Origin of the sequence: Robertmurraya sp. FSL W8-0741 (assembly GCF_038004005.1) — a bacterium.
Classification (GTDB): domain Bacteria; phylum Bacillota; class Bacilli; order Bacillales; family Cytobacillaceae; genus Robertmurraya; species Robertmurraya siralis.
Genome location: NZ_JBBOQG010000001.1, coordinates 4,383,210 through 4,407,118 on the forward strand (window position 1 = coordinate 4,383,210; position 23,909 = coordinate 4,407,118).

Genomic DNA, 23,909 nt, shown 5'->3' on the forward strand with positions numbered 1-23,909 from the left:
TAAAAATGCGTAAAATCAAGGGTTTCTAGGAATCGGTTCGACATAGCATTACGCAAGTTTCGACATGCGCCGTTTGCGGAAACATGTCGACAGGCTGCATATATTCAACCTTATACTTTGGTGCCAGTACAGCTATATCCTTTGCTAGCGTTGATGGGTTGCAGGAGACATATACTACTTTCTTCGGCTTTACTTGTAAAATCGTTTTTAAAAGTTGCTGGTCAAGCCCTGTTCGAGGTGGGTCGACGATGACCACATCTGGCTTCCATCCTTGCTTGACCCACTTTGGCATGATCTCTTCTGCCTTTCCAACTACATATTTGGCATGCTTAATGCCATGACGTTCTGCATTTTTCTTCGCATCTTCAATGGATTCACGAATAATGTCCATGCCGCGGATTTCTCCCGCCTGCTCTGCAATCCATAAGCCAATTGTGCCGACACCACAATAGGCATCTACTACTTTTTCCGTACCGGTTAGCCCCACTGCGTTTTTTACCTCATTGTAAAGTCTAATCGTTTGTTCAGGATTCAACTGAAAAAAAGTTCTTGCAGATAGCTCAAATTGGAGATCCCCTAATGTTTCCTGAATAAAGTCTGTACCTTCAAGTGTGATTGATTGATCACCAAAAATAAGCGATGTTTTTTGTCCATTAACATTTTGAACAATCGATCTGACCTCTGGTACTGCCTTTTTAATTCTCTCGACTAATAAATCTTGTTGCGGGAGGTTCTTTTGTGATGTAATTAAGACAATTTGCAGTTCACCTGTCTGGATCCCTACCCTTGCAACAATCGTTCGGACAATTCCTTTTCTTGACCTCTCGTTATATATTGGAATTTTCAAGTCTTGTAAAATTTGTTTCACCGCTTCAGTCGCCTTATTTGTCAAAGGATGCTGAACGACACATTGCTGGATATTCACAAGCTTATGGGAATTTATTCCATATAGACCTGCTAATATTTGCCCATCACGGCTTCCCACTTGAAATTGGCTTTTATTACGATAATTCCATGGATCGTCCATGCCAATCGTTTCTCGGATGTCGATTTGTGCTACCGGTAGCTTTGTATGTCGCTCAAGTGCTTGAATCACAATATCGCGCTTCTCCTTCAACTGCTGATCATAGCGTAAGTGCTGAAGCTGACAGCCACCGCATTCTTCGTAAACAGGACATGGGGGCTGCACGCGATAAGGAGATTTCTTTCGTATTTTTTTGATCCGACCTTCAGCAAACTTGGGCTGCACCTTTGTTGCTTCGACGACGACCTCTTCACCTGGCAACGCACCTGGAACAAAAACGACTTGCCGCTTAAAATAACCGACCCCTTCCCCATTAATACCAAGGCGCTTAATCGTTAAGGGAAAGGTTTGCTTAGGCTCGATTTTCACAGTTTGCTCTTTTTTCATCGTTGTTCATCTCCATTTATTCGTTCTACAAAATTACCCCACTTCTTCAATGCTTCTCCATAAGTACAAAGAAGCGAAGCTTAAATATGGCTCCCAATCCTTTTTATATACGTCAATCTCATCTAGCGTTGGTTTTCTATCAAGCTCATACAGCTTCTTCAACGCATTTTGCAGGCCAATATCAGCAGCAGGAAAAAGATTCGGTCTTCCTAATCCAAATATCAAGAGGTTTTGCACAGTCCAAGGCCCAACTCCACGGAGCTTAATTAGTTCGTTCATAACTTCCTCATCAGATTTATCATAAAGACTTTGTAAATCTAACTTTCCGTCCACAATCGCTTGAGCTATTCCAATCACGTACTCAGCTTTGCGCCCACTAAATTGCAGTTCTCTTAAATCTACGATGTTTAAATTCGCTACCGTTTCTGGCTGTGGATAAAAATAGACTCCGCCTACCTCAAAGCCAAAGGTTTTCACAAATCGTTCCGTAAGCGTATGGGCGAAAGATAAATTCAATTGCTGATGGATGATAGACTTCAAAAGACAATTATACGGATCAAAATCCAATACAAGCGGCGTTCCTCGATGCTCTTTAAAAAGCTGTTGAAGATCAGTCATTTGAAAATGGTCGTCAACTTCCGTAAGTGACTGCTTCCATTGGAAAATATGAGTCAATTTCTCGATTATTTCGTTATTTTCCTCATCGACCCTAAACTCGGGCTCATCTGTTGTACCTATTGCTGTCACTTCCGCCACTAGTGGCTGGTCTTTTATTATGAGTGGTACTTTAACACTCCTCTTATTCCTGTCTATCACATGAAGAGGATCAAGAGAAAGTCTGTCTAGCACTGAATCAAAATTATACGGACCTAAAATACGCATTGTTATCCCACCTACATAATTTGCTCGTATTATAGCATTTTTTGCAGGTAAATACGAAAAAGCTCCCTCGCAACAGGAGCTTTGACATGTTTTAAAACAGCATCGGCTCTTTAATCAATTTTCTTTTTCTGAGATCGTCTAAGCTTTTAAAGGTGTAACCCTTCTTTTTTAAATCCTGAATAGCTTGTTCCAAAGCATCAGCATTATCCTTTGACACTGTATGAAGGAGGATAATGGCCCCTGGATGAATTTGTCTCATAATATTGTCATAAGCATATTTGGCTCCTTTTTGTTGGTCAACCTTCCAGTCTACAAAGGCAACGGACCACATCACATGGGTATAGCCTTGTTCCTTCGCTAGTTTTAATGTTCTTTCACTCAAAATTCCTCGTGGGGGACGAAGGTAGACCATATTTTTCACCCCAGTAAGTTCTTCCGTTTTAGCGCGAACCATCTCGAGTTCTCTCTTTAAACGCTCGTTATCCACCTTTGTTAAGTCCGGATGATAATAGGAGTGGTTGCCGATAATATGACCTTCTTTCGCCATTCTTTTTACTAACTCAGGCTGGGTTTCTAAATAATGCCCAGTGACAAAAAAGGCTCCTGGCACCTTTTCACTTTTCAGCACATCCAAAAATTTCGCTGTATAGCCATTTTCATAGCCGTTATCAAAAGTTAAGTATATATCCTTCTCAGCTGAGTCCCCTTTATAAAAAGCATCATACTTATCTAATAGCGCATCCAATTCTTGCCCAGCTTCCGCAGGTTGCTCATTTTTCCCTTTTTTAAAGCCCCAATGAATGGGGGTATTGCTAGTACTAGCATAAGCAGATGTGGCAATAAAAAATAACAGTATAAGTAATCCTATATAACGACCTCTTTTTAACATCATTTTTTCCTTCTGCCTCCTAACACTTTTTCTTTATTTTTTGTTAGAAGAGCACGAAAAATGATTTACAGATATTAGCAAATTAAGAAAGCTGCAATACTTCATGAATTCTAAATGCGAGCAAGCAAAGTTAAGGTTGCAATTATAACAAACGAAAGTGGAATAGAGAATGCCTCTGCTATTCGAAGGTAATCTAAACAGAATCTCGTCTGCTCAAAAAACTCGGCAAATTCTGGTGTAGATTCAATTCCTTACTTAAATTAATAAAACCGCTACCTGAAAATCTTTAAATTATCTGATATAATGGAAAAAATATTATATATTTAGCTTTTGAGACAAGTTTAACATTTGGTATTCTCAATCCTAATTTCTTTATTAATAACAGTTACATAAAAATTTTTAATTAAAACACCTATAATAAACGGAAATTATTCAGTGCGAATGTGAAGCGCACATGATTTTCCTAGGAGATTCGCACCTTGAAAATAGCAGCTATTTCTTTTAACCGCATGGTTTTATTCCATTTTTTACCTATATAACCACAAAAATAGCATTTTCCATACGACGATAAGTGTAATTTTACTTTTTTTGTTTAAAAATCGCTGTCACACTCTATATGAGTGTGTGGATTGAAATTATTGTCGAACAGTTAGCAAAGGAAACAAATGGCAGTCACACTCTATATGAGTGTGTGGATTGAAATGCTGTCAAAGCTGGTGCACTTAAGACATTCTTGGTCACACTCTATATGAGTGTGTGGATTGAAATAACGTCATAGCTCCAATATCCCGTACTTACAGTGTGTCACACTCTATATGAGTGTGTGGATTGAAATAAATATTCCACCATTGCAGTGGTTTTCCCCGCTCGTCACACTCTATATGAGTGTGTGGATTGAAATGATAAAATCTAAAAGATTATCTAAAAAGTCTAATGTCACACTCTATATGAGTGTGTGGATTGAAATAATTATAAAAAGAAATGACTTGTGGAGTGATGATGTCACACTCTATATGAGTGTGTGGATTGAAATACCCCTAAACTCTATGACCGTTAATGACAGGGTTGTCACACTCTATATGAGTGTGTGGATTGAAATCTAAGTACTTCCGGATTAAAGTCCGTCATTTTCGCGTCACACTCTATATGAGTGTGTGGATTGAAATAATCTCCGATAGAGGGATGTCCACATACTCATAAAACGTCACACTCTATATGAGTGTGTGGATTGAAATAAGGAAATGATGGAAGAAGTCGTCACAAATAGTAGTCACACTCTATATGAGTGTGTGGATTGAAATGTGAGTGTGTCGCGTAGGGTCATCGTAACCACCCGTCACACTCTATATGAGTGTGTGGATTGAAATTTTGTTTGTTTATTTAGTTCTCCAGGATACTCAAGTCACACTCTATACGAGTGTGTGAATTAGAATTCTTCCTGCAAAAAAAGATAAACGGGTGTCCAATATTTTTTGGACACCCGCTTATCTTTTTAATTTAATTGCATGGTGGTTATACAAGTCCCATCATTCTCAAAAGTGGATAGCTCGGATTCGACTGTCTTGCCATCGTAAGAAATCGTAACAGTGTACGTTTTTTCCCGTGGAAGCCATAAATCAAAAAATCCATTTGGAAGGGACGTTATTTTTTCATCTACCATCACTTTTCCATCTTCGTCTTCAATATAGACATCAAATTCTTTTTCGACCAGCTCTCCTTGACAACCTGTCAAGCTATGATTTGTACAAGGATGCGTTTCATTGATGTATGGAGCGATTGATACAAAAAATTCCTCTTCCGGCAGCTCATACACTGTCTCTTCCTCATTTTCTTCATTCGTAACAATTAATTGTGTAGCAGTAATCGAGGCTGTTTCACCTTCAACACTTCCAGTACTGTACTCACTGACCAATTTTTTGATGTCTACCGAATCGTTATTGCTAGAAGGTACTGCATCAGCTCCATTATCTTCAGAACTGCAAGCTACTAACAACATGGTGGCAAACAACATAAGAGATAGAATTTTTAATTTCATACTGCTGTCACCTCTCACTTCAAATTCTCTTATTATCGTATTATACTATCTCTCCATCGTTTGAAAATTGTTTTCCATGACTTGACACAATATCTTCAACAAATTTAAGGCAAAAAAATGAAGACCCTTGATTTCTGTTAGGTCTTCATTTTCATATTAAAATACTCTCTCTTTAAACTGTGCCAGTTTTTCCAAAGAAGATTTATCAACATCCTGATGGAGACTATTTCCATGGGCATCCATTGTAACAACTGCTGTAAAGCCTTCAACAGTTAAATGCCACATCGCTTCTGGAATCCCAAATTGCATTAAATCAACACCGTCAACAGACTTAATACAATCTGCATAATACTGGGCAGCTCCACCAATCGCATTCAAGTAAACCCCACCATGTTCTTGAAGCGCCGCCAACGTCTTCGGTCCCATTCCACCCTTACCAATAACAGCACGGATGCCAAATTTCTTCATGATGTCCCCCTGATAAGGCTCTTCACGAATACTTGTCGTCGGACCAGCCGCCTTCACATGCCATTTCCCATCTTCATCCTTAAGCATTACTGGACCGCAATGATAAATAATTTGCCCATTTAAATCAACAGGTGCATCATTTTCGGATAAGTATTTATGGATAGCATCACGTCCCGTGAACATCCTGCCGTCAATACGAACAACATCACCAACTTTTAATTCACGAATTTGTTCTTCCGTTATCGGTGCCTGTAAAGTAACGACTTTTGTATCAGTTTCAGTTGCGGTAGCGGCTTCCTTTTCTGCCTCTTGTGCAAAATCAATCTTGTCCCCTTCTTGGTAGAGCCATTCGTTGATTTCACCAGTTTCCGCATTCACGGTTACTCCTAGGCGACGGAATGCCCAACAATTATAAGCGACAGAAACGAAAAAGCTGGCAGGAATACGGTTCATCACGCCGATTTTACATCCAAGCAACGTTGTTTCCCCACCGAAGCCCATCGTTCCAATGCCTAATTCGTTAGCATTTTCCATAATATACTCTTCTAATTTCCGCAAATCATCATGTGGATTTACATCATCATTGGAGCGGAATAACTGTTCCTTTGCAAGGTCATAGCCTGAAGAGCGATCTCCACCAATTCCAACGCCAATAAAGCCTGCACTGCAGCCTTGACCTTGTGCTTGATAGACTGAATGCAAAATACATTTTCGAATTCCGTCCAGATCGCGGCCAGCCCGACCTAGCCCTTCAAGCTCACACGGCAAGCTATATTGAATATTTTTATTTTCACAGCCCCCTCCTTTTAAAATAAGGCGGACATCAATATAATCCTTTTCCCATTGCTCGAATTTCACAACTGGAAGGCCAATTCCGAGATTATCGCCGCTATTTTCCCCCGTTAGAGAATCTACAGAGTTTGGACGAAGCTTCCCATCTTTTGTCGCTTTTGCAATTGCATTATGAATAGCTTTTTTCAACTCAATTTGATTGACCCCAACAGGTGTTTTAATTTTGAAAGTTGGAAGGCCTGTATCTTGGCAAATCGGTGATACATTATCATCAGCCATCTTAATATTATTGGTAATCGTGGCTAAACTCATCGCCGCTCGAGTTCCTGCACTCTCCATTTCCTTCGCGGCTTTAACTGCGCGGCGAACATCCTTAGGTAAATTCGTTGAAGTTTCAACAATTAGCTCATACATGCTTGCTTGAAACTTTTCAATATTCATCCGTGATCCCCCTCTTTCCCTTTTGAAAACCTCTTTGTTCAATGAAGCGTAACGTTTACTTTAACCCCTTAATTTAAGTAAACGTTTTAATAATATCATTTGAATATTACAATAATTCCCCGTTTTTATTATACTCCTAACAGCATTTGAATGAAAGACAAGTGATTTTAAGTTTACCCACTTAAATATAGAATAAATCAACTGCTGTGAACCGTTAGTTTCATTTTTCTCTTTTCGCGGCATATCCAGGAGTTTGCTAAACATTAAAAAAGAGGCAGTCAAAAAGCTTAGCTTTTTAAACGCCTCCTCTTAAAATTCATTCATCTCGATTTTTGAATTCACGACATTTTGATTCTAAGTCATCTATAATCGAAATGAGCCTATCGATGTCTTCTAAATCTGCACTTTCAGGCTCTATCGCATCTAAAAGATCCATAAACATCGTCAATTTCTGCTTTAAAAAAACGACTTGCTTGCCTTTTTCCTTTATAGGACTTCCCAAAAATAACTCGCTCCTTTCAGCATTGCTCGTCTCCAATCGTACACATAAATATGGTTATGATGCAATAACGATTTTTGCTTATAACTATTATTATATTTCTGTGCATATATTTAATCTGAAACATTTTCCGTAAAACCATTGACAGAAGTAATCTCTTAAACTGATAATAACGAAGTGCATTTATACATGGTCCTTTTGACCATTTTTGTTTAGAAAAAGGAGTTTTTACAATGAACGCAAATACAAAGGCCATTACCCCAAGCTTCGATCCATGGGAAGCTTACATGGACATAGAGCAATATCAGAAATTAACTTTGACCAACATTGAATTTACGACAACAACTCTTTGCAATATGCGTTGTGAACACTGTGCAGTTGGTTACACATTGCAACCGAAAGACCCTGAAGGCCTTCCTTTTGATTTATTAGTTAAACGGCTCGACGAAATCCCAACTCTCCGTTCTTTAAGTATTACTGGCGGGGAACCGATGCTCTCAAAAAAATCAGTTGAGAACTATGTACTTCCTTTACTTCAATATGCCTACGCACGGGGAGTTCGTACACAAATTAACTCGAATTTAACCCTTGACCTTGAACGCTATGAAAAAATAGCACCTTATTTAGATGTATTGCATATTTCTCACAACTGGGGAACTTTAGAAGATTTCGTTGAAGGCGGATTTGCGATGATGGAGCGCAAGCCTAGCCCTGCGCAGCGAGCAGTTCTTTTCCAACGAATGATTGAAAATAGCCGTGCTCTTTCTGAATCAGGTGTAATGGTCTCAGCCGAAACGATGTTGAGTAACCGAACCTTGCCTTATTTAGAGGATATTCATCGCCAAGTAGTGACAGAAATGAAATGTGGAAGACATGAGATCCATCCGATGTACCCATCAGACTGGGCTTCAAACTTAGAAGTTCTAACCCTTGAACAAATTCGTGATGCCATCCATCATCTCTTGGACATCCGTAATGAAGATACTTGGATGCTTTTTGGAACGCTGCCATTCTATCCATGTAATCATGATGAAAAAGATTTAGCGCTATTACAAAGATTATATAAAAGTAAAAATGTGACTGTCCGTAACGATCCTGATGGTCGCTCACGATTAAATGTAAATATTTTTTCCGGAGATATTATTGTTACTGATTTTGGAGATACTCCTTCCCTCGGTAATATTCAAACAGATTCACTTTCTGTAGCTTATGAGAGATGGATGCAAACTGATTTAGCTAAAAGCTTGAACTGTCATTGTCCAGCCGTTCGTTGCTTGGGTCCCAATGTGTTAGTGAAAAACAGCTATTACAATGGCGTTGACTTTCAACAAAGAACAGCAAATATCGCAAAATAAAGTACAGTGCTTCTTGGAAAAATATAAAAACGTCGAACCACGAGATTCGACGTTTCCTATTTATCTTGGTCGCTCCGTTGCGACAAACCCAAACGAAATATAATCCTGAACAGGAATCCACGCACCAATTCCTTGAGAAGTTACATTTTTGACGACGATCATTTTCTTATTTCCTTTTAGCATTAAGTAAACTTCTCCGTACGTCACTTTCCCTTTTTCACTAACTGCTGGAACAAATCCATATAAATATCCCAATCTTTTTGGAGGGATATTATAATATTGATCTTTTTTCGTTCCTGCTCCAACAACCGTTTCAAACGCAAGGGGGAGATTTGAATTCTTTGCAGCTTCAAGGAGCATCATTTTTTTTACATCCTCAGCTTGTGGTACCTTAGCCGTTAATCCACCTTTTACGACTTTTTGTGCTTCTTGAACATAATGGATTTGATAATTCGCTTTTCCACCGCGATTATCATAGTAATTTGTATTAATCTTTTGGTATTCCCAATTTGCTGAAGTCTCTGTCGATTCATAGCTAAGCGGCCACTGTCCTAAATAAATAACAGCTCGATAGCCAAAGGCAAAAGGTGTGCTGTTTACATTGGTTTCATTGAGCATTCGAATTAAATCCGGATTTTCAATTTTTACTTTTGAACTAGATATGAGTTCTTCTGTTAGCTCACTCGGCTGCAGCGTTGGCAAATCCTGTGTCGGATTCGGATAAGTGTTTTCCTTTGTAATATTTAATACCGAACTTGGGATCTTTATCTCTTCTTTCTTTGCAGCAGAGACAGATATAACAGTCATTTGGATCAATAGTAACCCAATAAAGATACTAGAAACCAATTTTTTCATGATGAGTCGAACTCCTTTCACTATGTCGATGAGTCAATGTCAACCCCAACACAAATTGAAATTAACTCATACATCTAGTTTTTTCAGAGTTCTTACATCTTATCCAAAATTTTGTTCGCATTATTTGATTTCGAATGTTTCTTCGATTTCAATACTTTCCATTACAGATTGAACCATTGAACAGTTTTTCGCAGTGAGAGCCATGACCTTTTCCATTTGAGCTTGCGAAATCTCAATGCCTGTAAGCGTAAAATGAAGATGGATCTTTTCTATTTTATCCGCCTTTTCTGGATTGCGAACAACATCGGCTTTAATATGGATATCCTCATACGGAATCCGTTTTTTCTCTAGAATTTTTCTCATTATCCCGCCGCTGCAAACCGCAACCGAGGAGACCAATAATTGAAAAGGTCGGAACCCGTGCTCTTCATCTCCAGCAATATTTAAGCGCCCATTTGCCGTTTCTGTATAAAAACCTATTTCTTTCATATGAAATTCCATTACCATCATCCTCCTAAGCTCTACTCCTATCATACAAATTGCAGAGCTTCTTGACAAAAAATCTACTTGCCAACAATCGTTTTTCTCATGTACCATCAGGTAGAATACATAAATAATGAGGTATGAAACATGAATCTACGGCTCTGGATCCTCGTAGGAATTGTTGCCATTTCTGGCTTTTCACAAGGGATGATCCTCCCGCTAATCGCCATTATTTTCGAACAAGATGGGGTTTCATCAAGCATTAATGGTCTGCATGCGACGAGTATATACATTGGAATTTTATTGATTTCACCTTTTTTAGAAAAACCGTTAAAAAGATTTGGCTACAAACCGATCATCGTTCTTGGCGGCTTGATCGTCCTCCTATCACTTTTTCTATTTCCATTTTGGAAATCACTATGGTTTTGGTTTATTTTGCGGTTATTGATCGGAATCGGCGACAATATGCTCCATTTTGGGACACAAACATGGATCACTTCTTTTTCTACTGTGAAAAATCGCGGCAGAAACATTGCCTTATATGGACTCTTTTTTAGCTTAGGTTTTGCAATCGGACCAATGATGACCCGCCTGCTGTCGATAAATGAGTCACTTCCTTTTATCATTTCAGCAGGGCTGAGTTTCACCGCTTGGGTGACTATTTTTCTCCTTAAAAATGAAATTCCTGACCATGATTCAACGGAAGCAACTTCTTTTTTTAGTACGTTTCAACGATTTAGTCAAGTTTGGAAGTATGCATGGGTGGCTTTCCTTCCCCCTTTTGGCTATGGTTTTCTTGAAGCAACCTTAAATGGGAATTTCCCTGTTTATGCGTTAAGAATCGGCGTTGATATAAATGCTGTTTCGATTATTTTACCGGCATTTGCAATTGGAACAATTGTCTTTCAAATGCCGCTTGGACTTATGAGCGATCGCTACGGGCGCAAGAAAATTTTACGATTCGTCATGATTTCAGGATTTCTCACCTTTCTTGCGGCTGCCATTCTTGAAGGCTCAGAGGCTGCTTTATTTTCCTGCTTTTTTATCGCAGGAATGCTTGTCGGTTCCACCTTTTCGCTTGGCATATCCTATATGGCAGACCTCCTGCCAAAGCATCTCCTGCCAGCGGGAAATATAATGTGCAGCATATTTTTTAGTTTTGGAAGCATTACGGGTCCGTTCATTGGCGGATTGATGATTGAATACATTGAAGGGATTAGTTTCTTTTATTTAATTGCTTTCATGTTACTTACCGTTTTTATTGCTTTATTTTTCTTTCAGCCGCAGCAACAACAATCAGCCTATAAATAAGCTTTGTTAGCTGTCCGTGTTCATTTTAGCTCATTTCGTGTGAAATCAATCATTACACGAAATGAGCTAAAAAAATTTTCAATACAATTGGTTAATAAAATCTATAAATAAAGCTTTACATATTGAAATCAAATGTTATAATTAGAATAAATACAAATAAGTAATTATTATGATTTTCTGCTGTTGCCTATTAGGTGACAGCTTTCGTGTTTTATTAGGGTATTGATGTTGATTATTTTTCTCAATTAGATCAAGATAATTGAAATAGGTTATCATTGGGGGATGCGGAGATGAACACAGACATTAAAGGAATAACGAATACTGGAGCCAACCAAGAAGGGCTCTTGGATAAAATTTGGCCACATGTTGAACTAATTGCCGCGATTACAAGCGGTCTCCTGATTGCTATCGGGTGGTTACTTGAAAAAAACGACTTAACAACCGCTTCAGTTGTTTCCTTCGTGTTAGCTTTTTTGATTGGAGGCTATGCGAAAGCAAAAGAAGGCATTGAAAGTACGATAGCTGAGAAAGAATTAAATGTTGAAATGCTGATGATCTTTGCGGCAATTGGATCCGCTGTTATTGGTTACTGGACTGAAGGGGCCATTCTCATCTTTATTTTCTCCTTAAGCGGAGCTCTGGAGACTTATACGATGAATAAAAGCCATAAGGAAATATCAGCACTAATGGAATTGCAGCCGCAGGAAGCATTAGTTGTTTCAAATGGGGTGGAAAAGATCACCCCTGTTGCTGAATTAAGGATTGGCGATCTCATTCTTATTAAGCCAGGGGAAAGAATTCCTTCCGATGGGAGGATTGTTAAAGGACAGAGTCACCTAGACGAAGCTGCCATTACTGGAGAATCTATTCCAGTTTCGAAAGGTGTCCATGAAGATGTCTATGCCGGGACAGTCAATCTGAACGGCTCGCTCACAGTTGAAATTACGAAAGAAAGTAGCGATACTCTTTTCCAAAAGATTATCCAACTTGTTCAATCTGCTCAAAGTGAAAAATCCCCTTCCCAGCTATTCATTGAGAAGTTTGAAGGAATGTATGTTAAAGTTGTTCTTGCTGTCGTTGCGCTCATGATGTTCCTGCCACATTTCTTGCTAGGATGGAGTTGGACTGAAACTTTTTACCGAGCCATGATTTTATTGGTTGTCGCTTCTCCATGCGCCCTTGTCGCTTCAATCATGCCTGCAACCTTAGCAGCGATTTCGACCGGTGCAAGGCGTGGAATTCTCTTTAAAGGTGGAGTCCATTTAGAGAATCTAAGTCATTTACGCGCCATTGCGTTCGATAAAACGGGTACGTTAACAAAAGGAAAGCCTGAAGTCACGGATATTTTAACTAATGAGGAAATCTCCAAAACGGAATTTCTACTAAAAACAGCAGCGATTGAAAGTCACTCTAATCATCCGTTGGCAAATGCAATTGTCAACTATGCAAAAGAAAATAGAGAGGAAGCTCTTATCCACCCTGAGAGTATTGAAGATATTTCAGGCTATGGAGTGAAAGCCACATACGAGCATGAATTGTGGAAAATAGGAAAAGCAGATTTCGTAGGAAGGGAAGCAGCAGAGTCATTCTTAGATGGAGCCGCATTGCGCTTAGCGCAGGAAGGGAAAACGATCGTTTTTGTGCAAAAAGATGGGGAGATCGTCGGCTTAATTGCTTTGAAGGACGTCGTTCGTGATGAAACGAAAAAAGCAATTGATCAATTAAAACAAAAAGGAATTTACACCGTTATGTTGACAGGTGATAGTAAAAATACAGCACATGCGATTGCCGCAGAAAGCCATGTAAATGATTACACCGCAGAATGTTTGCCGGAGGATAAAGTAGAAAAATTAAAAAGAATTAAAGAAGAGTATGGTCATGTCGCCATGGTTGGTGATGGTATCAATGATGCACCTGCACTTGCAACTGCCAATGTTGGAATTGCGATGGGTGACGGCTCTGGCGTCGCTTTGGAAACTGCTGATGTTGTTCTAATGAAAAATGATTTGCCGCGCATCGCCGAAGCTATTCAATTGTCAGAAAAGATGAATCGTATTATTAAGCAAAACGTTATTTTCTCCATTTCTGTTATTATGCTGCTAATCGTCTCCAACTTCCTGCAGTTTATCGACCTACCTTTTGGTGTAATTGGTCATGAGGGCAGCACCATTTTGGTCATTTTAAACGGCTTACGCCTATTAAAGTCGTAGCTTTGCTCATCACTTTGTGAAATGCAAAGTAGCAGGGACAAGAAAAAAAGCGCATGAAATCAAGGTTTTGAAACTTGATTTCATGCGCTTTTGCTTATGTTGCTCATCGCAAGCATACCTCTTATTTTGCACACTCCCTGCGTTTCAGCATGTTTCATCCTTTAACAATTGGTTCAATGCATTCACTTCTCCACCAAGAATAATAATAACGCCCGTTAAATAAAACCAAATCAATAACACAATAACCGCACCAATACTCCCATATGTGGCTGAGTAATTGCCGAAATTGCTTACGTAGAAAGAAAAGCCCCAGGAAACAATTAACCAGCTTATGGTTGCAAAAATCGCACCTGGAACCGCATCAATACACTGAAATCTTTTGTTTGGAGCAAGCCAATAAAGCACTAAAAAGACGATAAATATAATCAAAAAGCTTAAAATCCACCTTAACATATGCCAAAAACTTAAAAAATGGCTTGAAAATCCGAGCTTCGCAAATAAAAACATCCCAATTTGTTTACCGAAGACCGGAAGTAAGAGCGCGATAATGAACACGAATATCATTGCAACCGTAAAAATGATTGCCATCCCTCTAGCTACAACAAAGGAACGATTTTCCTTAACATCATAAGCTTTATTTAATGCACGAATAATTGCATTAATTCCATTCGAAGCAGACCACATCGTCGCAATAATTCCGAAAGAAAGCAGCGTTCGACTTTGTTGATTCATAATTTCATTTAAATTCGTTTCAATGAAAGTCATCGTTTCTCCTGGAGCAAAATCAGCTACAACGCTAAGCATTTCTTCTTGTGTAATCGGTAAATAAGGTAAGAGTGTAACTAAGAAAATAAGGAGCGGAAATAACGACAACAGAAAGAAATAAGCCAATTGAGCTGCTAAGCCCATTACATCATCTTCGCCGATTCTCTTCCACAGCAACATTAAACCTCTAACATTTAACAATGCCATTACTCCACCCCTACCTTACCTTGTTAAACATCTTCCTCATCATGTTCTTTAATAAATGCTTCTTTCGTATCGTGAACAATTCCAACCACAGTTGGCGTTACTTCTCTGAGCTCTTCCACTTTTTCTGCAATAAAGGATACGTCCTCACTTACTTGTTCAACTGTAGAACGCAGTTGTGTTGTTGTGTTTTTTAGTTTTTCTGCCGCCTCATTTGGATGCGTAATAAAGTGGGCAACGTTTTTTGCTCCCGTTTTACAGCTTGCTGCTACCGCATTTCTCGTTTGCCGATCAAGCAAACTAATCGCTCCACCGGCTATTGCCCCGAGTAGAATACCTTTCCAAAATTTATCTGTACTCCCCATTTTTATGTCCTTCCTTTCTATCTCAATCACTGCCATTTATAATTTTAAGCTGAACTCTACTTAAGGGTGTTTATCCTGTCCGATCAAGTAAAAATAATCAGCTACTCCAAAACATGTTCATGTTTAATATGTTGTAATAGCTTTTCACAACCCTGCTTCAGTAAATCAAATACTTCTTGGAAATTTCCCGTATAATAAGGATCAGGAACATTCTTATCTTTTATATGCGGAACATAATCCAGTAGAACTTCAACACTTGCTTTTGAAAAATCCGATTGCAGTTTCGCAATATTTTTCTTATTATCGCTATCCATCGCAATAATATAATCAAATTCCTGCAAATCTTTTGGCTGGATTTGCCTAGCTTTAATTCCTTCAAACTCAATACTATTTGTTTTTAATATATTGGCTGTTCCTTGATGGGGTGGTTGTCCAATATGCCAGTCTCCAGTCCCCGCTGAATCAACCATAATTTCCCCTTCTAAACCTTCCCTCTTCACAGCATCTCGAAACATCGCCTCAGCCATCGGAGAACGACAAATATTCCCGAGACAGACGAATAAAACTTTTACCATATATAGCATACCTCCCATCTACCATTTTCTTCGATTTACCCTCAAACATGCAACTGTTTGTTGAGATTTCAACAGATGATTTCATAAAAAATCATGGAATACCTGTTATAAACTATGGAAAGATGATAATATTCACTAAAGGATGTTACAAATATGAAATTGCAAAAATTTATCCGTTTATGAATGGGACAAAACAATGAAGAATATGTAAATAATAGAATTGATTTTACCATGAAAAAGCGATGTCTAAGCAAAATGAAAGGTGGAAAAAGGATGAATTTAACAACAGCATCGGTAGAAAATGTGGAGTATATGATTGAAAAGATTAAAGAAAAACTTAAAGTTTTAAATCTCGGGGCTATCAAACCGTCCCATTTCGATGAAAATATGTATGAAGAATTAAAAGAAATTTATGAGCTTGTGATGAAAAAAAATTCCTTTAGCCCCAACGAAATGCAAGCTCTCGCAGAAGAACTTGGAAATTTAAGAAAGCAATGACAACTTATTTACATAGTAAATAGAGCGTTACCTACCCACTTCAATTTAAAAAACAGTTTCAATCGTGAAATAACGATTAGCGTTGGACACGAAAGATCAATGTCGGTAAGAACAAAAGTGCCGGAGCTAGATGAAAACAAATTGATTTAGTGTATACACATTTTTTACATTTTATGATTTCCTAGACAATAAAAAAACGGCTCCCATGAACTGTGATTATTTGGGGGCCTCTTCTTTATTCAGCGCTCAGCTAGTAAGCACTTCCGATATGAGAAGTGTATGGCAGTCACCTAATGAGACTTCCTCTTCACTATCCAAATAGCGTATGTACGGCCTTTGTAAATTTCTAAGAATCTTCGTCACAATTGCTTTACGACCGTTATTGAGTCTGACTTTCGTTCCGGGAATATAACTTGGTACTTGTTGGACAAATAAACCAATAAGTTCGGCCGTAAACCATGTGTCACTTTTTGTCATAATATATTCCATTGCTTCATGTGGTGGAAGTCCGTTATTTGATATCGCATGGTCGTACACATTTCCAAGCGCACAAATTTGAGCAAGTTCATGAATTTCTTTCTCTTCTAATCCCCTCGGCTTCCCACTTCCGTCAATTGCCTCGTGATGCTGATACGCGACATGGGCGGATAAAAGACTGACTTCTCTTATTTTTCGTAAATACTCAAAACCACTTCTTGCATGGTGCTGTGTTTCTTCCTTAATTGCCTTTCCGATATCGTGAAGTAGACAGCCCATAGCCAATTCCCTTAATTGCTTTTGAGAAATTCCCAGCTTTTTCGCCAATTGCAGAGAAATAAGAGCGACATTGACGGCATGGGCATACTCCCTTAAATTCTCTGTTAAAGAGGATGTCGGAACAAGAAATATCGCTTTCCGTTTCGCCACCTCATCGACAAGCGTTACAACTTGCTTTTGAATCTCACGAATCGGGAGCTTCTGATTTTCCTCGACAGCTCGATAAGTATTTTTCAACGCATCAATCGCTTCCATCCAAGTTGGTGTATCGACCATTTCTTCCATCGTAATCCCAAAGGAAATGGCGTCCTCAACAAATAAATAGCGAATATCAAGGGCGCCGAGCTTTTCTAAATAAGTAGGATGTATCGTTCTTCCGGCACCTAGTAACACACGTCTATGCTTATCATAAATCGGCCTCGCAAGTTGCATTAGCTTTGGATTATACTCATCAATACTAATCAGTCTCATGACACTTCTCCTGTACAACTTTATTTACCGGCTCTATTTTAAATTCGTGAATCTAGGTGCTTAGAACTCAGAAAAAATACGCACTTCCCCTTACGCATCTTCCTGATTGGTTAAAATAATCGGACCCTCTTTTGTAATCGCGATCGTGTGCTCATATTGAGCAGAATATTCTCCATCGATCGTACGGGCAGTCCAGCCATTGTCGTCCATCTTCATTTCATACTGTCCAATGTTGACCATCGGTTCGATTGTAAAGACCATGCCTTCTTTAATACGAGGTCCTTTTCCCGGAAGGCCGAAATGAGGCACATCAGGTTTTTCATGAATAACGGAGCCAATACCATGCCCGATAAAATCACGCACAACCGAAAACCCTTCAGCTTCCACATAAGTCTGGATGGCATGACCAATATCACCAATGCGGTTGCCAACCTGCGCTTGTTCAATTCCTTTATATAGTGCTTCCTTTGTTACTTGTAAAAGCTTCTTCGTCTTGTCAGATACCTCCCCAACTGCGTACGTCCAAGCCGAATCCGCTAATGCTCCATTTAAATTGACCACCATATCAATCGTCACAATATCGCCATTTTTTAAAGGTTCTTTCCTTGGAAATCCATGGCAAATTTCATCGTTTATACTTGCACATGTTGCATACTCATAACCTTTATAGCCCTTTTGTTCAGCAGATGCTCCCTTTTTTGCCAAAAAGGAATCGACGAACTCTTCTATTTCCCAAGTTGTCACTCCCGGTTTAATCATCTTAGCAATTTCTTTATGAACAGAAGCCAACACTTCTCCAGCTTTTTTCATCATTTCAATTTCTCTTTGTGATTTTAAAACAATCATCGCTAGTCCTCCTTCATACAAGTACAGATGTACCTTTCATCATTGTAATACTTTTCATGTAACAATCACAATAATTTCTATTTCATACACCTTTTAATAGGTGTTAAATTTTCTATTTGGCAATATTCGGCTTTTACTACAACTTTGTACACCGGGAAATCGACTCATTACCCATTGTTTTAGTTATGTTCATCATACGATTATTGGCTCATTCCCGTGCAAATTACTGCCTGTCCACGGGAACAAGCCAAAGGGTCAATCGAGTTATTTAAAATGTGTCTTATTGGGCATTGTCACAATTGAATGAATATTCTACTATGTAAATAAATATTATTTTCTTACTATGGATAGCTGAAAAATTCGAAAGAACTTTTCGTTCTAAATATGGAACTGCTTTTGAATATTTGCTATTATTAAATTATACATTTTGATAGGATGTGTGATTCATGATTGGTGATCGTGTAAAAAAACTTAGACTTGAAAAGAAGATGTCTCTTTCAGAACTTGCTGAGCAAGCTGGAGTGGCTAAATCTTATTTAAGTTCTTTAGAAAGAAATCTACAAAACAATCCGTCGATTCAATTTCTTGAAAAAATTGCTGGCGTTCTCCATGTTCCAGTTGATTACCTAATCCATGAACACTTAAATGATGAAGAGCTCGATTCAGAATGGATTAAAATCGTAAAAGAAGCTATGGACTCTGGTATATCCAAAGAACAATTTAGAGAATATCTTGAGTTTAATAAGTGGAGAGCCAATCAAGGCAAATAACAGAACTAATTGAAGCTAGACTAAATAGAAGCTAAACCTGCAGACTGCCCGCAAACGCTTGCTTTCTCTGTTGCTTCGCCTTGCCCGGTGCCCAATAGTAACTCTGCTCCTCCCAAGGCTTCGCTCCGCGAAAGACAAACTTTTTCACTCAGTCTGAAAAGGGAACTCTTTGACTTTGTCTAAACTCTGAAACCTGTTCTATTAAAAGAACAGGTTTTTCAATTTTATGCTAGGTAACTAAAGCGGTGATGATCTAAAATGTTAGTCTAAAATGAAGTCAGAAAAGATACATGTAAATGATTAATAGTTTAATAAGTAGAAACGCAAAAAAACTTATTGCTTTACCGTATTTTTAGCAAGAAACTCTCGGATTTCCTCTTTCTTAATTCCTAGTTTCTTCGCCTCTTTAATTAGTTCCAACCATTCCATATCCAAACCTTCAATTCTTCCTTTCATTTCTATCACCATTTTTCCCCCTAAAATCCGGCACGAATTTCAGCAGTCCAGCCGTCATAGTACTTCTACCTTAGACCTGAGACTTTGCGTCCCTATCTTTCAATAGGTTTGCCCTTTTCTTGCGTCCTTTATTTTTTCTGAAAGTAATCCCATTTCTAGTCTACAGCCTTTCAAACAATAAAAGTGTAACTATTTGTCAATATTTAAAATTTTTTACATATTATTTTTAAACAATTTTCGCCATCTAGCAACATAAATGCTCCAGCTACTATATGAATAAATAGTAGAATGTTCTTTATTTCGCAATTATTGTCGAAAGTCTTTGCCCCATTCTCGTAATTCTAAAAGGAAAAGCATTGACAATTTGAAATCTTTCGTTATTATTTCATACTTCAAAATGCTGGACCTAATTCGTCTTGTTTACTTCGGACTTGCTTTCACGCGTCAGCGATACAGGCAATTTTTTAATGAAAATCTGCTCGAACGTAACCGGATCAAAGAACGGATGTGCCGTTAAATCATTCCCACACTCAGGACATAACCAAGTCCCGAACTCACTGCTACTAAAAGAAGGTTTATGACACTTTTCACAATTTTTTCGATACAACAGCAACATCCTCTCATTTGTTCTTTCAAAATCACCAAATGTTCTTTATTGCGAATTTAATATAATTTTAATCTTTTTAAAATGTTTTTGAAATATGGAAATTTTGTCATTTTTTCGTTTTAACGAACGTTTTTCTCTTTATTTCGTCCACATCCTTCAAATATCTTACTTTTTACATTTTATTTCATTACTTGGCCAAATATGTCAAATGGATAAAAAAATTTTGTTTAGGTCAAATGAATCAATTTTACAAAATTTTCAAACATATATGTCTGAATTATCTAAATAATACTATAATAATAGTAATAACCTTTTAAAATATATGAAAGGTGGTATTGAAATGACTTTTTTTCATATTTTGAACTTCGCGATTCCAATTGCCTCCATGGTCGGGCTAGGTATATTACTCGATCGGATGTGCAAGCCAACTAAAGATTAGGGCTCTGTGATTGGCTCATTTTGTGCAGACCAAGCTTTTATAAATCCCCACTGACAAAGTTATGTTTGGATAAGAAAACCAGTTAAATATCGGTCTTTATTTCATTTTATCGGTCTAAATCGAAATATTTCGGTCTTTATACAAATATATCGGTCAAATCAGTCCATATATCGGTCTAGGCATGATATTCATCAACTAGCTACGTAGATACACTCATTGAAAGTGGTATACACCACGGCAAAATCTATCATTTTCTCAGCAACAAAAAATAGTGCAAACCAATCAGGTCTGCACTACTTTCTATTTTTATTTTTAATCCGATGTTATTGGCAAAATAAGTACTTCAACACGGCGGTTTTTTGCCCTGCCTTCACTTGTATCATTACTTGCTATCGGTTGAAATTCACCGAAGCCTTTAGCACTAAACCATGCCGGATCAAGCTTTTCGTTTTTTAAAACAATTTTCATAAAGTTTATTGCCCGCATGACACTTAATTCCCAATTGGATTCAAAGTGAGGATTACTAATCGGGACATTATCTGTGTGTCCGCTAATAATGATATTGCGCGGCGGACTCATAACAAGGAGTTCAGAAATTTCATTTGCCGTATGAATATCTTCTTGCCGCACTTCTGCACTACCGGATGCAAATAAAACATTATCGCGTATTGTTAACAGTAAACCTTCATCAGTTAATGAGGTTTCAAGCTTATCCGTGAGATTATTTTCATTAATATAGGCATTTACTTTCTTCTGAATATTTTCTAATTCTAATTGCTCGATTCTGGCCGCTGTACTTTCCTTATTCTTTTCTGCTTCAATATCGTCTAATGCCTGTGCATCCTCTTCAGGCATTGGATTTGGATAATCCAAAATACTCGTTCCACCGGTAAAAGCTTGATTAAAAGCCTGTGAGAGCTGTTCTAATTTTTGCGCATCTATCGTACTCATAGAAAATAAAACGATAAACAATGCCAATAGTAGCGTTAGAATATCTGCATACGGAATCAGCCACGATTCATCTACATGATCATCATGCTGTTCCTTTTTTCTGCGTTTACTCACCGTTCTTCTCACCGCTTTCCTCTAGGAAGTTCTTCCTTTCACTGACTGGTAAGTATGAAGCTAATTTCTGTTCAATTACTCTCGGTGCTTCTCCCTCTAATATCGATAGTACACCTTCAATCATCATATACTTTAATTTTGCTTCTTTCTTAGATTTTCGCTTTAATTTATTTGCAAAAGGATGCCAAAGAGCATAACCTGTAAAAATCCCTAACAATGTTGCAACGAAAGCAGCACTAATCGCATGACCAAGTGCATCAATATCACTCATATCTTGTAATGCAGCAATTAGTCCGACAACAGCACCTAATACCCCTAAAGTTGGCGCATAGGTTCCTGCTTGAGTAAAGATAAGAGCACCCTGATGATGTCGTTCCTCCATCGCCTCTATCTCTTCCGTTAGAACATCACGTATGTAGTCAGCACTTTGACCATCAACAGCTAAAGAAAGGCCGTTCTTCAAAAATTCATCGTCAACCTCAGTGGTTTTTGCTTCTAATGCAAGAAGCCCTTCTTTACGAGCCAATTGTGCCCACTCTGAAAACATTCCAATTAATTTGACTGGATCCATTAATTTTTTTTCTGTAAAAATAATACCGAATAATTTAGGTACCTTTTTTATCTCTGATGTAGGGAATGCAATTGTCACAGTACCAATCGTTCCCAAAATAATGATTAATATGGCAGCAGGGTTTACCAATACGCCTACCCCTACACCTTTTAAAACCATTCCTACTCCAACACCAATAACTGCAAGAATTAACCCAATTAACGACGTTTTATCCATTATTGATCCACCTATCCCTTATGCAACTATTTGACTATGCTTTATATTTCAAGGTTTTCCAGTAAAAGAAAGATAGTTTCTATCCTAAAGACTGCCCGCAAACGCTCGTTTTCTTCATTGCTTCGCCTAGTCCTCTGCCCATTACCTACAATGATAACTTCGCTCCTCCAAAGGCTTCGCTTTTGTGATGCGACAAATATTTATAATCAGCCTAAAGGGTGATGGCTATCTATCATTTTTTACTTTGTCCAAACTTTGGTTTCTATCCTATCATTTATTTCGACAAGAACCGCAAGATTTTTAGTTTTCGCGACAATTTTTCGAAATAATCATCACGAACGCTCAAAAATAGGTGTCAACAATGGGAAAAAGGAACCAAATTCTTAAGAGAGATTATTGGAATGGAAAGATTTATAATAAATAATAGTAGAATCGAATTGACCATTTGCCGATTTTGCATAATAAGGAATTTTACCAGCCTGAATATAAGCAAGAGAGGTATACAAAATATTAGAAGGATCTCCTTCTCTTGTATCAAGGACTAACAGTGATCTTCCTTCTTCTCTCGCTCGCTTTTCAGCTGCTTTCATTAGTGCCCGCGCTACCCCAATTCGGCGATAATTAGGAGCGGTCATGAGTTTCGCAATTTCGGCTCTGTGCATCCCACTAGGCTTCATACATAAATGCAACTGGATGCTGCCCGCAATTTGATTGTTTATTTTTGCTACAAATAAAACAACATCTCGGTTTAATACATTCCTCCAATATTTGTTTGCAACAGAAAGTTGCATTGGAGGCAAAAACCCAATTGAGGCACCATCATCCACTACCTGTACCAATAACTCCGAAAGTTCATTCACATTCTCTTCCATTGATTTTATCTGCTCTATTCGAATATTCTCCACAAAAATCACCTTTGCTTTCGATTATTTGATTTTAAATTACCAATAAAAACAATTGATAGGCAAGCTAATTGTAAGTCTATTTAACATGAATATTGCCCATTCTTGTTACTGAATCTCACCAAAAAAAGAGGGCAAGCTAAAGAACAGAAAGGGGGGTGAAAGATGGCTAGAGGCAAGGAGTTCAAGCAAAAACGAAAAGGGCATCCAGGAAAATTCCCTGAAGGGACACTAGTTGAACGCAAATCAAAAGATGCGATTGGTGATGAAGAACTGATCGTCGTTCAAGAAGCGTTTAAAAACCGTTTTGAAGAAAAAGAAGTTGAATAAAAAAACATTTTTCCCTTAACGAAACTTCCTCACCTTCAAAACGTAATCATTATAGATATAACTATCTAAAAAGTGCGCCTTCAAGCGTATTTAAAGGAGGAAGGACAAATGCTGGTATCTACAACACCAACATTACAGGGAAAAGTCATTGATCGTTACTTAGGAATTGTCACGGGAGAAGCAATAATGGGGGCCAATGTCGTTCGCGATTTCTTAGCAGGCATCACTGATGTCATCGGTGGACGCAGTAGTGCGTATGAAGATAAGTTGTCTGAAGGTCGTGAAATTGCCATTCGCGAAATGGAAGATCAGGCTCGCCGACTCGGCGCCAATGCTGTCGTTGGCGTTGACCTTGATTTTGAAACATTACGCGACGGCATGATGATGTGTGTTGCTACCGGCACCGCTGTATTTATAAAAGAGCAATAATAAAACGCCGAAA

Annotated in this window: 24 protein-coding genes, 1 CRISPR repeat array and 1 riboswitch; of the genes, 7 read left to right on the plus strand and 17 right to left on the minus strand. The window is 38.3% G+C overall.

The genetic code is table 11. From position 1 onward, the window contains the following. Positions 1-25: 25 nt before the first annotated feature. The 6 genes from rlmD to NST02_RS21395 form a co-directional block, all read right to left on the minus strand. Positions 26-1,411, minus strand: coding sequence for a 23S rRNA (uracil(1939)-C(5))-methyltransferase RlmD (gene rlmD / locus NST02_RS21370; protein WP_340949763.1), 1,386 nt, complete (start codon positions 1,409-1,411; stop codon positions 26-28). 33 nt (positions 1,412-1,444) lie between these two features. After that, the gene (locus NST02_RS21375; protein WP_137742949.1) at positions 1,445-2,293 is read right to left on the minus strand and encodes a DNA-3-methyladenine glycosylase family protein; all 849 of its coding nucleotides are present in this window, start codon (positions 2,291-2,293) and stop codon (positions 1,445-1,447) included. 91 nt (positions 2,294-2,384) lie between these two features. Further along, a complete protein-coding gene (gene pdaA, locus NST02_RS21380; RefSeq protein WP_445678162.1) occupies positions 2,385-3,185 on the minus strand; it encodes a delta-lactam-biosynthetic de-N-acetylase in 801 nt (266 codons plus the stop codon). A 601-nt stretch (positions 3,186-3,786) separates the two neighbouring features. Continuing rightward, positions 3,787-4,615: a CRISPR direct-repeat array (repeat unit 32 nt; unit sequence GTCACACTCTATATGAGTGTGTGGATTGAAAT). 59 nt (positions 4,616-4,674) lie between these two features. Beyond that, positions 4,675-5,217 (minus strand): CueP family metal-binding protein, encoded by a 543-nt coding sequence (locus NST02_RS21385; protein ID WP_137742951.1) that lies wholly within the window; start codon positions 5,215-5,217, stop codon positions 4,675-4,677. A 156-nt stretch (positions 5,218-5,373) separates the two neighbouring features. Then, positions 5,374-6,918, minus strand: coding sequence for a fumarate hydratase (locus tag NST02_RS21390; RefSeq protein WP_137742952.1), 1,545 nt, complete (start codon positions 6,916-6,918; stop codon positions 5,374-5,376). Positions 6,919-7,234: 316 nt separating this feature from the next. Continuing rightward, a complete protein-coding gene (locus NST02_RS21395; protein ID WP_340949766.1) occupies positions 7,235-7,420 on the minus strand; it encodes an SE1561 family protein in 186 nt (61 codons plus the stop codon). A gap of 230 nt (positions 7,421-7,650) precedes the next feature. Between NST02_RS21395 and yfkAB the strand changes: the two genes are divergently transcribed. Next, positions 7,651-8,772 (plus strand): radical SAM/CxCxxxxC motif protein YfkAB, encoded by a 1,122-nt coding sequence (gene yfkAB / locus NST02_RS21400; RefSeq protein ID WP_137742954.1) that lies wholly within the window; start codon positions 7,651-7,653, stop codon positions 8,770-8,772. 60 nt (positions 8,773-8,832) lie between these two features. Here the strand turns inward: yfkAB and NST02_RS21405 are convergent, their stop codons facing one another. Together NST02_RS21405 and NST02_RS21410 are read right to left on the minus strand one after the other, a co-directional pair. After that, positions 8,833-9,579, minus strand: coding sequence for a YfkD famly protein (locus NST02_RS21405; RefSeq protein ID WP_373315140.1), 747 nt, complete (start codon positions 9,577-9,579; stop codon positions 8,833-8,835). 168 nt (positions 9,580-9,747) lie between these two features. Beyond that, the gene (locus tag NST02_RS21410; RefSeq protein ID WP_095314544.1) at positions 9,748-10,128 is read right to left on the minus strand and encodes an OsmC family protein; all 381 of its coding nucleotides are present in this window, start codon (positions 10,126-10,128) and stop codon (positions 9,748-9,750) included. 129 nt (positions 10,129-10,257) lie between these two features. On the opposite strand from NST02_RS21410, the gene NST02_RS21415 reads away from it, so the two are divergent. Together NST02_RS21415 and NST02_RS21420 are read left to right on the plus strand one after the other, a co-directional pair. Further along, a complete protein-coding gene (locus NST02_RS21415; protein ID WP_212934261.1) occupies positions 10,258-11,421 on the plus strand; it encodes an MFS transporter in 1,164 nt (387 codons plus the stop codon). A 290-nt stretch (positions 11,422-11,711) separates the two neighbouring features. Continuing rightward, positions 11,712-13,631 carry a heavy metal translocating P-type ATPase gene (locus NST02_RS21420; protein WP_212934260.1) on the plus strand — a complete coding sequence of 640 codons (1,920 nt, stop codon included), beginning with the start codon at positions 11,712-11,714 and terminating at the stop codon, positions 13,629-13,631. A 144-nt stretch (positions 13,632-13,775) separates the two neighbouring features. Here the strand turns inward: NST02_RS21420 and NST02_RS21425 are convergent, their stop codons facing one another. The 3 genes from NST02_RS21425 to NST02_RS21435 form a co-directional block, all read right to left on the minus strand. Then, entirely contained in the window at positions 13,776-14,603 is an 828-nt protein-coding gene (locus tag NST02_RS21425; RefSeq protein ID WP_212934259.1) for a YihY/virulence factor BrkB family protein, read from the minus strand. Between the two features lie 23 nt (positions 14,604-14,626). Next, a complete protein-coding gene (locus NST02_RS21430) occupies positions 14,627-14,965 on the minus strand; it encodes a YtxH domain-containing protein (RefSeq protein WP_137742959.1) in 339 nt (112 codons plus the stop codon). A gap of 101 nt (positions 14,966-15,066) precedes the next feature. Further along, positions 15,067-15,540: a low molecular weight protein-tyrosine-phosphatase gene (locus NST02_RS21435; RefSeq protein WP_137742960.1), complete on the minus strand. Its 474-nt coding sequence runs from the start codon at positions 15,538-15,540 to the stop codon at positions 15,067-15,069. Positions 15,541-15,813: 273 nt separating this feature from the next. On the opposite strand from NST02_RS21435, the gene NST02_RS21440 reads away from it, so the two are divergent. Next, positions 15,814-16,038 (plus strand): DUF1128 domain-containing protein, encoded by a 225-nt coding sequence (locus NST02_RS21440; protein WP_095314538.1) that lies wholly within the window; start codon positions 15,814-15,816, stop codon positions 16,036-16,038. Positions 16,039-16,284: 246 nt separating this feature from the next. On the opposite strand, the gene NST02_RS21445 is transcribed toward NST02_RS21440, so the two are convergent. After that, the gene (locus NST02_RS21445; protein WP_137742961.1) at positions 16,285-17,265 is read right to left on the minus strand and encodes an HD-GYP domain-containing protein; all 981 of its coding nucleotides are present in this window, start codon (positions 17,263-17,265) and stop codon (positions 16,285-16,287) included. Positions 17,266-17,355: 90 nt separating this feature from the next. After that, positions 17,356-18,111, minus strand: a complete 756-nt coding sequence (gene map, locus NST02_RS21450; protein WP_095314536.1) for a type I methionyl aminopeptidase — start codon at positions 18,109-18,111, stop codon at positions 17,356-17,358. 446 nt (positions 18,112-18,557) lie between these two features. On the opposite strand from map, the gene NST02_RS21455 reads away from it, so the two are divergent. Further along, positions 18,558-18,881 (plus strand): helix-turn-helix domain-containing protein, encoded by a 324-nt coding sequence (locus tag NST02_RS21455; protein WP_137742962.1) that lies wholly within the window; start codon positions 18,558-18,560, stop codon positions 18,879-18,881. Positions 18,882-19,214: 333 nt separating this feature from the next. Here NST02_RS21455 and NST02_RS21460 read toward each other — a convergent pair whose 3' ends face one another. The 4 genes from NST02_RS21460 to NST02_RS21475 form a co-directional block, all read right to left on the minus strand. Next, positions 19,215-19,349 (minus strand): anti-repressor SinI family protein, encoded by a 135-nt coding sequence (locus tag NST02_RS21460; protein ID WP_095314534.1) that lies wholly within the window; start codon positions 19,347-19,349, stop codon positions 19,215-19,217. A gap of 26 nt (positions 19,350-19,375) precedes the next feature. Continuing rightward, a riboswitch (cyclic di-GMP riboswitch) is annotated at positions 19,376-19,460 on the minus strand. A gap of 1,235 nt (positions 19,461-20,695) precedes the next feature. Beyond that, on the minus strand, positions 20,696-21,448 hold the full coding sequence (gene motB / locus NST02_RS21465) for a flagellar motor protein MotB (protein ID WP_095314560.1): 753 nt from the start codon (positions 21,446-21,448) through the stop codon (positions 20,696-20,698). Further along, on the minus strand, positions 21,441-22,235 hold the full coding sequence (motA, locus tag NST02_RS21470; RefSeq protein WP_137742963.1) for a flagellar motor stator protein MotA: 795 nt from the start codon (positions 22,233-22,235) through the stop codon (positions 21,441-21,443). Before motA ends, motB begins: the two co-directional genes overlap by 8 nt. A gap of 383 nt (positions 22,236-22,618) precedes the next feature. After that, complete coding sequence (locus NST02_RS21475) at positions 22,619-23,140, minus strand: GNAT family N-acetyltransferase (protein ID WP_095314532.1); 522 nt, start codon at positions 23,138-23,140, stop codon at positions 22,619-22,621. Positions 23,141-23,302: 162 nt separating this feature from the next. On the opposite strand from NST02_RS21475, the gene NST02_RS21480 reads away from it, so the two are divergent. After that, positions 23,303-23,467, plus strand: a complete 165-nt coding sequence (locus tag NST02_RS21480) for a hypothetical protein (protein WP_170943664.1) — start codon at positions 23,303-23,305, stop codon at positions 23,465-23,467. A gap of 108 nt (positions 23,468-23,575) precedes the next feature. Next, a complete protein-coding gene (locus NST02_RS21485) occupies positions 23,576-23,896 on the plus strand; it encodes a YbjQ family protein (protein ID WP_095314531.1) in 321 nt (106 codons plus the stop codon). Positions 23,897-23,909: the final 13 nt, after the last annotated feature.